Below are 13893 nucleotides of genomic sequence, written 5' to 3' on the forward strand. Positions count from 1 at the left end.
AAGTGCTGATTTTTTGTTTATTAATAACGTATTTCTATTAAGATGCCGACTCTTAGTCAGCTTTAATTATTTCTAGTAATTAGCATATTTACTTTGTTAGATAGTATTTTTAAGGCATTTATGCTTTTATCGTCCCATGCGTATGAATAGTTTAAACGTAAACAATGTTTAAATTTGTTATCGCGTGAAAAAATTGTGCCCGGTGCGATACTTATATGGTGTTGATCGAATAGAGTTTTGAACAGTTCAGAAGTATCAATATGGATAGGGAACTCTAACCACAAAAAATATCCACCTGAAGGTAGTGTTAAGATTGTATCAATGTGAAAGTATTTGACTATTAATTCAACCGCTTGCTTTTGTCTTTTCTCTAAAACGCGTCTTAATCGACGTAAGTGTGCATCATAACTACCAAATTGAAGGTAAGTAGCAAGTGCTGCTTGGTTAGGTAATCCAGCTGAGATAGAAGACATAATCTGGTTTTGCATTAATATATTTATATAATCTCCAGCAATTACCCATCCTACCTTAAAACCTGGAGCTAATGATTTTGAAAATGAAGAGCAGTGTAAAACAATGCCATTAGTATCAAAGGCTTTGATCGGTAGCGGCTTGTTTTCAGTAAAATAAAGCTCAGAATATACATCATCCTCAATGATTGGAATGTTTCTCGCTGCAAGCAAATCATAGATTTTCCTCTTTTTTTCTGTGCTCATAGTATATCCTGTGGGGCTCTGGAAGTTACTCATGAATACAAAAGCTGATATGTTGTTATTTTCAATCGTTCTTTTCAATTCATCAGCATTTACTCCACATCCCTTCTCTGCTGGAATTTCGATTAGTTTTAAACCAAACTGCTCTAAAGTATGCAGGCTACCGTAGAAGGAAAGGGATTCGATTGCAACAATATCTCCGGGTTTAGTTACTGAAGTGATGCTTAAACGTAACGCATCCATTGCACCTGAAGTAATGATGATATCATCTGCTGATATATTGATACCGTTACGTATATAACGGTGAGCAATTAATCGCCGAAGATCGCTATTGCCCGGAGGAAGGTCACTGACCCTTTCTTCTGTTGATTGTGTTCTTGCCGATTGACCCATCATTGAACCAAGCTTTTTTATAGGAAACAGTTCAGGATCAGGGAATGCTGAGCCAAAGTGAGTGAAGCTTCGTTCCTTGCTAGCATTTAACAGTTCGAGTGCAATTAAATTTGGCTTAACTGTATTTATAGATTGTGAGATTTCCAAAGTAGAATCACTTTCAATATTTGATATTTGATTGAGGTGGGCAGAAACATAATAGCCAGCTCTAGGCTTTGCGTGCACCCAGCCTTCTGACTCGAGAAGCTCGTAAGCCTTTAAAACTGTCATGGGGCTTATACCTTGCGCCTTGCTCATCACTCGAATCGAGGATATACGGTCACCAGGTAACCAAGTTTTACTTTTAATATGTTGTTTGACAACATCAACAATTGTTTTGTAACTGTTGAGAGAACATTTTTTCCAAGTCAACTTTGCTAACCTTTTCTAAAATAATAAATGTATTTAAATTTTTCTTAAATATAAGTTAATAATTATCGGTTTGATTGAAACTGATTTTCATGAAAATAAGTTGTCACTTTATAAAGCAGGATATCTTTAGGCTATAATGTGTACGGGTTTAATTTAAGTTTTTCTACGCAAAATTTCATATGATACATATTTTTACATTCCATGTTTAAAACATCCAATTGCTAATAAAGAAACTAAAAGCAAAGTATCTTAAGACATCATACCAGCTATTAAAGTATTACCCTATAACAGATTTGGTGATAAGCACCTAGTACAGATTGGGCTATTTTATGGGTTTAACTAGTTTCATATCAATCGCGATGAGCTTTTGGCTGTTATATTGATAATAGTAATAATTGTTATACCGGTTTAAGACTGGATTGTGTTAAAAATATAAAGCTAAAGGTGGGAAAATATAGTTACATAGAGGTAATCCATAATTCTAATCAACAAATAATTAATTTACTAACTAGGTTGGCAATGAGAATCGTAAGAATTTTTATAGCAAGGCTAATTACAGTGATGGTTTTTTTTTCATTATTTTGAATTGGATCAGTTTGCAACTACGATGAATGAAATGGCTGTCATATCATCGAGAGTGGCTGATAATGCTAATAGCGACGCATTTGCTGTTGTTGAAGTTGATGCTGCTGTTGCTGAGGGCGTGCAGGTTGTATCGTCAACTTCTGATGCAATACAGCAGCTGTCCAGGCAAGTGGAGGAGGCCGTCACTGTAGTTATTGACGTCGAATCTTCCACAAAGAGTATTGAGAAAATCATGGGAGTAATCAATGACATTGCTGAGCAGACTATTTTGCTAGCATTAAATGCTGCTATAGAAGCCGCTTGAGCTGGAGACTCTGGACGAGGTTTTGCTGTCGTTGCAGATAAAGTAAGAACACTTGCGCAACGAACTCAAGGTTCAACAATGGAAATTTTCTTGGTTATAAAGCAACTACAGGAAGGCGTATTAGCTGCGATTCAAGCAATGGAAACAAGCAAGAAAACGGCGGAAGAAACTGTTGAACAAGGAAAACGGGCAGATTTAGCGCTGAAAGAACTAGATGCATCAATCAGAAAAATATCAGATTTGAATATGTTGATAGCTTCTGCCACCGAAGAACAGAACCTTGTATCCGAGGAAATAAGTAAAAACACCCCAAAATAAAAGATCTTACACTAGAGGTATCTCGATCAGCAGAGAAAGCAAATAAAATGATGGATGGCCAACTTAATCTGGTTAAACAGCAAAATGATTTGCTTGTACGATTCATTGTGTAGGCATCAATTAAAGGTAAGGAAACAAAAATGAAAAAAATATCAACACTTATTTCCGCCGCAATATTATCGGCTGCATTTACAATGAAAGTAAATGCTCAAGAAACACTGGCTCTTGTCATTTCGACGCTAAATAATCCATTTTTTGTCAGCATGAAGCAAGGTGCAGAGCGTCGTGCCCATGAATTAGGTTACCGTCTTATTGTCCTCGATTCTCAAAATGACCCATCGAAAGAGCTGGCAAATGTTGAAGATTTAGTAATTCGAGGTGTTGATGCATTGCTGATAAATCCTACAGACTCAGAAGCAGTATCTTCAGCAATAAGCATTGCAAATGTAGCGGGGGTACCTGTTTTGACTCTAGATCGAGGTGCAGAACATGGCAAGGTTGATAGTCACATTGCATCTGATAATGTTGCTGGAGGTAAACTCGCGGGAGACTATATTGCGGAGGTTGCGGGAACAGGAGCTAGCGTTGCTCAACTTGAAGGAATAGCCGGTACATCTGCAGCCCGTGACCGTGGTGAGGGTTTTTTACAGTCCGTTAAGTCGAATGGTATTAAGCTGATTTCAAGTCAACCGGCTGACTTTGACCGATCGAAAGGCTTAAATGTTATGGAAAATATTCTTGTTGCAAACCCTGGAGTTCAGGCCGTTTTTGCACAGAATGATGAAATGGCTTTAGGTGCACTGAGAGCTATCCAAGCATCGGGTAAGAAAGTATATCTTGTTGGTTTTGACGGGACAGAAGATGGAATTGAATCCGTCAATCGTGGAAAGCTTGATGCTACCATTGCTCAGCAACCGGATGTGATTGGTAAAGTCGGTGTTGAAACTGCTGCAAAAATTATGAAAGGAGAAACCGTAGCTGAATTTATTCCGGTTGTTCTAAGGTTAATCAAAAAGAACAGCTAGCGACTAAAATATACAGTTCCCTCCTTATCTTTGTCGATAAACAAAAGAGGAGGGTAAGTCAACTTTTATTTAATGAAAGTTGTATAGTCAAATACGATTATTCAAATAATAAAAACGGATACAAGACATGGGAAACTGTTGTAATAATGCTATTTGTGCCGATGCTATAACTATAAAAGAGGTGTTGGAAAACACGAAAGATATGTCGTCTATCTTTGCTGTATACCAGCCTATAATAGATTACAATGAAAAAACAATAGTTGGGTTCGAAGCTTTAGCTAGATTAAAACATAGACGGCTCGGTACAGTTTATCCATCAAAATTTATACCTATAGTTTCTCAAATGGGAAGGCTCAATATTTTAAGTTATCGGGTTATATCTGAAGCGATTCAGTTTATTGTTGAATATAACAACAAAAATAAGGCTGATGCGTTTGTTTCTCTTAACATTTCCCCTAAACAAATAAGTGATAAGGACTTCATAACAGATATTACAAGAATTGTACACGATGAACCTTTGATTAATAATAGAATAATAATAGAAATTACTGAGGAATTTGATAACTTTATGAATGTCTCTTTTGCTCAAAATATTAGAGAGCTCAGGCGGAGCGGTATAAAAATTGCCCTTGATGATTTTGGGAGTGGTTTTTTTTCGTTGGTTTCAATTGTTGAACTAACCTATGATTATTTAAAAATAGACAAAAAAACTGTAGCTCGAGTATCAAGGAATCAAGACCTAAAAAATATTCTCTTGTCGTTTATCGCTTATTGCAACAAAAACAGCATAAAAGTAATATCTGAAGGTATAGAGAAGAAAGAACAAATTGAAACTTTGACAAAATTAAATGTTAATGTTTTCCAAGGTTACTATTTCTCCCAACCAATAAGTTATGTAAAAGCACTAAATTACACGTGTTGTTAAACAACATCATCGAATCGATACTCCTGGATAGTTAATGGATTTATTTTGAGAGTAAAACTCAACAATGATAGTAATTGAATTGTTGTTACTCAAGAGAATGTTATAGGTATACTAATGTTATGAATATTAAAAATAGATTAGTAATGAACGTTGGTGTGGTTTTATTATCAATGATTATTTTGTCTGGTTATTTTCTTTCACGTATAGACCTTATAGGTAACCTGACAGTTAAAATGTACGAACACCCTCTAACTGTAACACGAGCTGCAACTTACGCAGATGCAGATATTGTTAGAATGCATCGAGGTATGAAAGATGTTGTGTTAGCAAAAAATGTAATAACTCGTGATGCTGCTATTGCTGATGTATCGAGGCTTGAAGAAAATGTCTTTAAGAATCTAGCAATAGTTGAAGAAAGGATTTTGGGTGTAGAGGGTGCGAAACTTATTGAGGAAACAATAGATGTTTTCAGGCAATGGAGGCCCATCAGAGAAGAAGTTATTAAGTTTGTTTCAAGTAATGAAATAATAAAAGCAGCTGAAATAACGAAAGGGAAGGGAGCTAAGCATGTTAAATTACTTAGTGTTCAGATAAAAAAACTTGAAGACTATGCAGCAGAAAAAGCATTAGGATTCTTGAATACATCAACCACTACCATTGAAGAGGTGAAATTTTTTACAGCTAGTATACTATTCCTTGTCTTTTTACTGATTGCGATCTCATCTTTTCTTATTATTAAGTCTATAACCAGGCCACTGAAACTTTTGCAGGAAACTATTAACGCTATTGAGGCTACTTCTAATTTGAAGATGAGAGTGAATATCAATACTAAAGATGAACTGGGTGATATATCTCAGAGTTTCAATAAAATGCAAAACAAATTTCAGTCTATTGTCCAACATATTTCTTTAGCAGTAAAAGAACAGTCTATTGCAACAGAGCAAGTGGCTAGTGCTTCTGAGCGTACACGTCAAGGTATAGCTCAGCAGTCACAAGAAATTGATCAGGTAGCTTCGGCAACAGATGAAATGTCAGCATCTGTTAAAGAGGTTGCATCCAATGCATTAAGAGCGGCAGAGGCGGCTCAGCATGCCGAAACTGAAGCTGGTAATAGTAATAATGAAGTTAAAGCTGCCATTGATTCACTTACGTCGCTATCTGAAGGTGTTGAGGAGCTTGAGTTACATATCAGTAAAGTACAAGCAGACAGTAAAGAGATAAGCTCGGTCTTGAGTATTATTGAAGAAATAGCAGATCAGACAAATCTATTGGCATTAAATGCAGCTATCGAGGCTGCCAGGGCTGGTACATATGGAAAGGGTTTTGCGGTGGTTGCTGATGAAGTACGTTTGTTAGCACAGCGTACACAAAAATCTACAGCAGAAATAAACAAAACTATTTACATTTTGCAAGCTGGAACTCAAAAAGCTGTAGAAGCAATTGGGAACAATACACAGCTTGCTCAAACGGGTGTCAAGCAGGCAGATAAAGCAATTAAGTCCCTAGGTGCTATAACAGAATCTATTACAACTATCTCAAGAATGAATGAACAAATTGCAAGTGCCACAGAGCAACAAAAGTTGGTTGCAGTAGAAATTAGTGAGAATATTGTATCGATAAGTGACATCTCAAATAACAATATTAATTATGCAGTCCAGTCTGCACAAGCAAGTAATAAAGTTAAAGACGAGCTAAAAGATATGAAACAAATAGTAGACACATTCAACATTTAAGATAAAAGTTAATTATGAAAATATCACAATACTTCATTTGTATATTGTTTTCCCCTGTGTTGACCGCAAGTGTTGATTCTGTTGACTTGTATGTAGATGCCAGACCTGAATGTACAGTTTATGAATCAATGAACAAACGAACATCGCAGGCTGTGAATTCGACAGTAAGTTCGTCATCAGATCATTCCTGTACAGTTACTATTTGGAAGGATAGTTTTAGCTTTCCAGTACGGAATTGTATTTTCTCAGATTTTATATCTACATCTGATAACATTCCTGTTGCTTGTACTGTAAATGTTAATTCAGAGAATATCTCTTTGTACTCTGCAACTGATGTTTCTAAGCTAAGTGAGTTTAGTGCGGAAAGTGAGCAGTTAACTTGTATATTTTCATGTTACTCGGATCATTATATGTACTAATTGTCTGTAACTAACCTAAAATGATCTGGCAGTAACCCGTTAGGACATCGGTAGCTGCCAGATGTTCTTGTTTAAATATTCTTATCTACTTAGATGAATTTTCCATTCAGAAGAGCTCCTTTGTTTTCCTTCATAGTTCATCATGTCTTGATTAGTTCGATACTAATCGTAGTGATCACACCACTTTTACAGTTCTTAATGCTTTTTATTATGATTATTAAAGTGACAAAGGTTCTTAAAGTAAAGTATCGATAAATCTCTCTACAAATACTTATGTGTAAAGGTTGATGTAAGTTGGCTTTAGTTAGTTCTGAAACTTTTACAAAGGTAGTATTCTTTAAAGGCAACATTTTATAAAAAAAATGGCACTAAGGTGAGATTAGTGCCAAAGATGATTTATTTACAATCAAAATGTGCAATTTGAGTAAACTACTATTGAAATCTCGATTTCATATAGTAGGTATTTAATATAACAGTAAAATTCAGATGTAGGTATAACAATAATTGAAAAAAAACAATGTAACAGCGATAAATATGACATTACTATATTAGTTGTTTTGTACTGTGTTGATTGCTATTTTAGGTGGTTTTAATATCTATGTTGTCACGATTTAATCGTTGAGGGCTGTTATAATTTTAGATGAATTGTATTACTTCAGTATATATAGCCAAGCTCTTTGATAATGTAATATGCATATTTTTGTTTTTTGGAAATGATGAAGGTAAGTGGAAAGCTGGGAGGATAAATATAGGTAGTTTGAAGCTGTATAGTTGTGCTAAAAGAAGTTTTTGATAAGATTATTTAGGCCTGTAACAAATTGTCTGTTGAGCAATAAGGAATAAAGCCTCTTAAAATTTATCTTAAGAGGCTACTTATTAGTAGAACTACGTATCCTTACCTAAGGATAGGATGAAGACTGATACTGCTGCGACTACAGCGAAACCAAATAAAATGATAATTGGCATGGCACTGTACCCAAGGACGTGCCAGAAAACGGATTCAAAAGTGCTCATATGTATTTCTCTTATTGCCAGCCTTCGACACCGTGCATATCAGGAAGTTTGTGAGCAATGCCTTTATGGCAGTCCACACATGTTTTATCACCGGAGGCTAGGGCTGTTGAATGTTGCTTCGCGCTACGAGAACTTTGCTCAGAAAAGTCCATAAAATCAAATTCGTGACAGTTGCGACACTCTAAAGAATCATTATTCTTCAAACGCGACCATTCACGCTCTGCTAGGTGGGCTCGTCGAGCCTCAAATTTTTCAGGTGTATCGATTGTTCCTATAAAGTGAGCAATTAGCTCTTTTGATGCTTGAACTTTACGAATAATCTTATCTGTCCACTTGTGAGGAACATGACAATCTGCACAAATTGCACGTACACCGGAACGGTTAGAATAATGGATTGTTTCTTGGATTTCGTTAACAATAGGGGCGTGACATCCAGAACAAAATTCTTCGCTGTTTGTGGCTTCCATCCCGGTGTTAAATGCGCCCCAAAATAAAAGGCCACCTGCAAAACCCATGAATAAAACTATACCTAAAGCAGCTTTACTCGGGTTCGTTAGTCTTTTCCAAAATGCATTAAGTAATTTCATATAAAGCCTATATACTCAGTTAATGTTTAAGTGAATCAACAGTTTCAAAAACATTCTTGATTACTGGCTTAGCGTTTGCCTGAGGCACATGGCATTGAAGACAGAAGTAACGTCGAGGAGACATATCTGCTAATACTGCATCTTCACGATTAACGTAGTGAGTCACACTTACCTTAGTTGCTCCCATTGCTTTAGCATTTTTCCAACTATGGCAAGAAAGGCACTTATTTGCATTCAGCGATACTTCGTACCCGCGGGTATTATGTGGAATAAGGGGGGGTTGATAAACGTAATTGCTATCTAGTACCTGTTCACGAGGAAATTTTTTGAATTCATCCGCAGAAGGTGTTTTCTCTAGGTTAATTGCTCCACGAAGAGATTGTACATCCTCACTATACATTGAATTGTCTAACTCAGCAGATGCGCTCCAAGTGATAACCGCACAAACTGAAAGAAGTGCAACGAGTAATTGTTTCATCTTACATTCTCCGCCTTATGGCTGTTTACTGGTTCTTGACTGCCGAAAAATCGGCAGTCAGTGTTTTGTGGATTAAGCGATCTTGGTTATCTTAATTGGACATTTTTTAAAATCTGTCTGCTTAGAAAGAGGATCTGTAGCATCTAGAATCAGCTTGTTAATTAGGATACGTGCATCAAAAAACGGTACGAATACTAAACCTTCGGGTGGGCGATTACGGCCACGAGTCTCAACCCGAATACGAACTTCACCGCGCTTGTTCGAGATAAGCACCTCATCACCTCTTCGGACATTACGTTTTGCAGCATCTGTCGGATGCATGTAACAAACCGCTTGTGGAGCTGCTTTATATAATTCAGGGACTCGACCAGTCATAGAAGCCGTATGCCAATGCTCCAATACTCGACCTGTGCATAACCAAAGGTCAAATTCAGAGTCTGGAACCTCAGGTGGTGCTTCATATGGTGCAGAGATAATTAACGCCTTGCCATCGGGTTTGCCGTAGAATTCCCAATCAGCTCCTTTTTTGACATAAGGATCTGAGCCTTCCTTATAGCGCCATCGTGTTTCTTTACCTTCAATAACAGGCCAACGTAAGCCTCGTACTTTGTGGTATTCATCATAAGGAGCCAAGTCGTGTCCATGCCCGCGACCAAAGGCTGCGTACTCTTCAAATAAGCCTTTTTGAACATAGAAGCCGAAATAGTGAGCCTCATTGTTTAACAGTTTTGCTTCTGATTCTGGGAATTTATCCACTTGACCATTTTTATAAAGCACTTCATACATGGTTTTGTTGCGATAATTCGGGGCCTTATCTAAAAGCTCATCTGGCCAAACTTCTTCCATCTTGAAGCGCTTGGAAAACTCCATCATTTGCCAGATATCTGATTTAGCGTCAGCTGGCCAAGGTATTTGTTGATACCAAGCTTGAGTTCTACGTTCAGCATTTCCATAAGCCCCTTCTTTTTCTATCCACATAACGGTAGGGAGAATAAGATCAGCTGCTAGCGCAGTTACTGTTGGGTATGGGTCTGAAACAACGATAAAATTTTCTGGGTTTCTAAAACCAGGCAGCCGTTCTGTATTAATGTTAGGTCCGGCTTGCATGTTATTACTGCACTGTAACCAGTAACAATTCAAAACACCATCACGTAACATACGATCTTGCATTACCGCATGAAAACCTGGTTTTGGTGGGATCGTCCCTTCAGGAAGTTTCCAGATATCTTCAGTAATTTTACGGTGTTTAGGATTGGTAACTACCATGTCAGCTGGTAGGCGGTGTGAAAACGTTCCAACTTCACGAGCAGTACCGCAAGCGGATGGCTGACCTGTCAATGAGAACGGACTATTACCGGGTGTAGAAATTTTACCTGTTAACAAGTGAATATTGTAAACCAGGCTGTTCATCCATACGCCACGAGTATGTTGGTTCATACCCATTGTCCATAAGGACATAACTTTTATATTCGGATCTGCGTATTGCTTAGCTAACTCAATCAGCTTCTCTTCAGACACGCCTGACAATTCAGATGCTTTTTTGGCTGTATAAGGAGCGACGGATTTTTTGTATTCATCAAAAGAGATAGAATGCATCTTACCGGAGTTAGGGTTAGCAGCTGCTTTTTGTAGAGGATCATCCTCACGAAGACCGTAACCGATGTCTGTTGTTGCTTGCTTAAAGTTCGTGTGCTTGTTTACAAAATCCCAGTTAACCGCATCGTTTTCAATGATGTAGTTAGCTATGAAGTTCGCGATTGCCAGGTCAGTTTGTGGTTCGAAAATGTAACCGTGGTCTGCTAGTTCGAACGAACGGTGATAGTAGGTTGAAAGAACGTTTACTTTAACATGCGGATGACTAAGTCGACGGTCTGTAACACGAGTCCATAATACAGGGTGCATTTCCGCCATGTTAGACCCCCAAAGCACAAACGCGTCCGCATTCTCAAAATCATCGTAACAACCCATAGGTTCATCGATGCCAAAGGTACGCATGAATGCGCCTACAGCGGAAGCCATGCAGTGGCGAGCGTTGGGATCAATATTGTTTGAGCGGAAACCAGCTTTCATTAATTTTGAAGCCGTATAACCTTCCATTACTGTCCACTGTCCGGACCCAAACATACCTATACTAGAAGGTCCTTTTTTAGTTAGGGCTGCTTTCCACTTTTCAGCCATGGTATCAAATGCCATGTCCCAAGACACAGGGGCGAATTCACCATTTTTATCATATTTGCCATTCTTCATTCGAAGAAGTGGCTGAGTGAGGCGGTCTCGTCCGTACATGATCTTAGAAAGGAAGTAGCCCTTAATACAATTCAGACCTTTGTTTACCGGTGATTCGGGATCACCTTGAGTCGCCACAACTTTGCCGTTTTGCGTGCCGATAAGAACAGAACAACCAGTACCACAAAAACGACACGGTGCTTTGTCCCATGTAATTTTTGTTTGATCTGAGCTCGCGATTAAGTTAGTAGCTGAAGCTGGCAGAGTAATACCTGCAACCGCTGCTGCTGATGCTGCTGCGTTTGCTTTAACAAACGCTCGTCTTGTCATCTTCATACTTCACCCTCGGTTTGAGAATATTGTGTTCTAGTGTTTTTCATTTCTGTTTTTTTTTCATCAAGGCTGGTTTCAATTTGGTGATAAACCAGCACAGTGCTCAAAACATTAGGGAGGTTGTTAATCGCTTCAATGGTATCTGTGATAAAACCTTGATTCTCGGTTTCCAGAACAACAACGATTTTACCTTCAAGGCTATCGCCATAAATTTCAGCGTCATTAAATGCTTCAATCTGCGATTTGATTTTGGTTAGATGCTCAGGAGAGCAGTGCACGACCAGGCTGGAAATGTGTACTTCATTAAATGACATAAATTTTTTCCGTAATATATATGCTGCTTACCTGATTTAGGGCTTCAGATAAGTTTATAAACAGCAGTTACAACATGCACACTCATCAAGTCATAACTTTATTATTAAAACTCAGCCTGCCACCAAATTAACTTACATATTCACAAGTGGATAAATATAAGTGCTGTTTTATATTTCATCCGTAATACAACTTACAACCCTTATTTGAAAAAGCTGCAGGATATTTATATTGAGGAATAAATCTTGTAGTTCTAAATTCCCCAGACAAAATTTCATATCGGTATGATGAATAGTGAAAGCGTTGACGCATCTATTTCATACAGTAGATGTAATATAGCAATTAAAATCAAGCTTATGTATAACAACAGGGATGAAAAATAGGTATAACAGAAAATAACTTTAGATTTACCCTAATAGTACAATATACCACTTTGGTAGTAAATGGATTGTACTTTGTTTTAAATCAATATATCGTACATTGCGTCATGCTAATTCTTTAGAACTTGTGAAAACTGTTAACCAACAAGTTGAATTTATGAAGTGAGCGGCAATAATTATGCTGGTATTCAATCATTGCGATATACTGAGCTTTTCCAAGCATAAGATGTAAAGACCGTTAGCCACGTCAAATATCAGAATTGGCATAGTACTAAAGTGGTGTGTTTGGTGGATCAACAAAAAACATTCTGATAAATTAGTGATAGGTTCGCAAACATAATTTAGATGAGTCTTTTCGAATCGATTCGTAAGAATTACTTCTCTGTTACCGGATTTATCTATTATGATGAAAATGGCTGTATTTTTAATGCATATCTTTGTGATTAATTAGTGCTCTTTCAGAGCATTATCGGGGAGATGCACTTTCCGGTGATGTGCAACCTGGTGTTTATAGAAGGGTTGTGTAGGTGGGTGTTATGCACGGCTTTTCAGACTAATATTTGAGAGTGATACATGAACTTAATAACTAACTTAATCTTCAGGCAGAAATTGCTTTTGCTGGTTACTTCTTCCACTCTCGGTTCGTTGTTTTTTGCCACTGTAAATTTGAGCAATAAATTAAATATAAATTATCTCTTGAAGAAGCTCGTCGCTTGGTCGAACTTTTCTATAAAGAGCAGTCTTATTGCTTATAACCACGAAAAGAACATGGTACAGCTGCTTGTTAAAGGAAAAACATTCCAAGAAACACTCGGAAGCCTACTACAAATGAAATGGTTTTTAATATCAAGCTAATTAACGTTCTGGCTGGAGTGAGTTCTAATTGGGAGGGGGATATTTCCAAAGCCGCTCAGGAACAAATTGATCTAGCCTCCCGACAGCATGATTTAGTTACACAGTTTAAGCTTTAACAAAACCTTAATGTGCGAAGAGGGTGCTTCATAGATGCACAATGATATCTTTATTAGTTAGAATTATTTATGGTGCAATAAACAGCCAGCTGGGAACGAATACTATGGTTTGATCGGGTACATGAAAGTGGTTGATTTTGAAAGCGATTTTCACAAGTTTGTGTTCGATTTGAATTTTATTGAATACTTACAAATATTAAAAATGGACTCTATTCGAGTATTGTGTATGTCTATGATAAATGGTTTTTTCAGATTGTTGGGTATTAATAACAACCAGGTAGCATCAAAGGCTGTAAACTCAAAACATCAACACCAACAGCCAGTAATAAAAAGAATGCACTACCGTGGCTATCTCATGGAAAGCTCGGCAGAAGACTTTAACGCCTGGAAAGCTAGGATTAACGGTAAGGTTGTCATTGGTGAGCAAGCCTTTATCAAAGACAGTATTAACTGGTGGTGCGACAATAAAACGGAACTGTTACCCGAAAAATACGATAATAATGAATCAAAGCGTCAAGTCGAGGTTTACCAAAGTTTTAAGTTGATAAATGACAGTGGTCAGCCTGATGAATGGTATATGCTACATAACGGGAAGTTATATAAAGGAACTCGAAAAGCTATTGAGCTTAAAATAGATATTGCCCTTGAAAGGTTACGAAGGAAACAAGAATAATTAGCTTTATACTTTGTCTAGTACATTTCTATCGCTATTATCTCAAAGTAAAGGTCGTGCCTAATAAATAAACACAACATTTACCTAGAGTTT

10 protein-coding genes and 1 pseudogene are annotated in these 13893 nt (G+C 37.4%); 5 read left to right on the top strand and 6 right to left on the bottom strand.

Annotation, left to right across the window (positions count from 1 at the left end; genetic code table 11):
* Nucleotides 1-62: 62 nt before the first annotated feature.
* Nucleotides 63-1517, bottom strand: coding sequence for an aminotransferase-like domain-containing protein (locus tag AC51G0_RS09220; protein WP_496301752.1), 1455 nt, complete (start codon nt 1515-1517; stop codon nt 63-65).
* Nucleotides 1518-2133: 616 nt separating this feature from the next.
* On the opposite strand from AC51G0_RS09220, the pseudogene AC51G0_RS09225 reads away from it, so the two are divergent.
* The 4 genes and pseudogenes from AC51G0_RS09225 (at nt 2134) to AC51G0_RS09240 (ending at nt 6407) form a co-directional block, all read left to right on the top strand.
* A pseudogene (locus AC51G0_RS09225) lies at nt 2134-2724 on the top strand (methyl-accepting chemotaxis protein).
* A 140-nt stretch (nt 2725-2864) separates the two neighbouring features.
* Nucleotides 2865-3749 carry a ribose ABC transporter substrate-binding protein RbsB gene (gene rbsB, locus AC51G0_RS09230; protein WP_496301753.1) on the top strand — a complete coding sequence of 295 codons (885 nt, stop codon included), beginning with the start codon at nt 2865-2867 and terminating at the stop codon, nt 3747-3749.
* 127 nt (nt 3750-3876) lie between these two features.
* Nucleotides 3877-4674 (top strand): EAL domain-containing protein, encoded by a 798-nt coding sequence (locus AC51G0_RS09235; protein WP_496301754.1) that lies wholly within the window; start codon nt 3877-3879, stop codon nt 4672-4674.
* A gap of 119 nt (nt 4675-4793) precedes the next feature.
* The gene (locus tag AC51G0_RS09240; protein ID WP_496301755.1) at nt 4794-6407 is read left to right on the top strand and encodes a methyl-accepting chemotaxis protein; all 1614 of its coding nucleotides are present in this window, start codon (nt 4794-4796) and stop codon (nt 6405-6407) included.
* Nucleotides 6408-7711: 1304 nt separating this feature from the next.
* On the opposite strand, the gene AC51G0_RS09245 is transcribed toward AC51G0_RS09240, so the two are convergent.
* The 5 genes from AC51G0_RS09245 to AC51G0_RS09265 all read right to left on the bottom strand — a co-directional run bounded on the left by AC51G0_RS09245 (nt 7712) and on the right by AC51G0_RS09265 (nt 11778).
* Nucleotides 7712-7840 (bottom strand): TIGR02808 family protein, encoded by a 129-nt coding sequence (locus tag AC51G0_RS09245; RefSeq protein WP_496301756.1) that lies wholly within the window; start codon nt 7838-7840, stop codon nt 7712-7714.
* A gap of 11 nt (nt 7841-7851) precedes the next feature.
* Nucleotides 7852-8427, bottom strand: coding sequence for a NapC/NirT family cytochrome c (locus AC51G0_RS09250; RefSeq protein ID WP_496301757.1), 576 nt, complete (start codon nt 8425-8427; stop codon nt 7852-7854).
* 19 nt (nt 8428-8446) lie between these two features.
* Nucleotides 8447-8905, bottom strand: a complete 459-nt coding sequence (locus tag AC51G0_RS09255; RefSeq protein ID WP_496301758.1) for a nitrate reductase cytochrome c-type subunit — start codon at nt 8903-8905, stop codon at nt 8447-8449.
* 72 nt (nt 8906-8977) lie between these two features.
* Nucleotides 8978-11467, bottom strand: coding sequence for a periplasmic nitrate reductase subunit alpha (gene napA / locus AC51G0_RS09260; protein WP_496301759.1), 2490 nt, complete (start codon nt 11465-11467; stop codon nt 8978-8980).
* Nucleotides 11464-11778 (bottom strand): chaperone NapD, encoded by a 315-nt coding sequence (locus AC51G0_RS09265; protein WP_496301760.1) that lies wholly within the window; start codon nt 11776-11778, stop codon nt 11464-11466. The genes napA and AC51G0_RS09265 overlap by 4 nt, the downstream gene beginning before the upstream one ends.
* Nucleotides 11779-13248: 1470 nt before the next feature.
* Here AC51G0_RS09265 and AC51G0_RS09270 point away from each other — a divergent pair.
* Nucleotides 13249-13800, top strand: coding sequence for a DUF3319 domain-containing protein (locus AC51G0_RS09270; protein ID WP_496301761.1), 552 nt, complete (start codon nt 13249-13251; stop codon nt 13798-13800).
* Nucleotides 13801-13893 lie beyond the last annotated feature (93 nt).

It is taken from the genome of Photobacterium sp. HL06 (genome assembly GCF_059552575.1).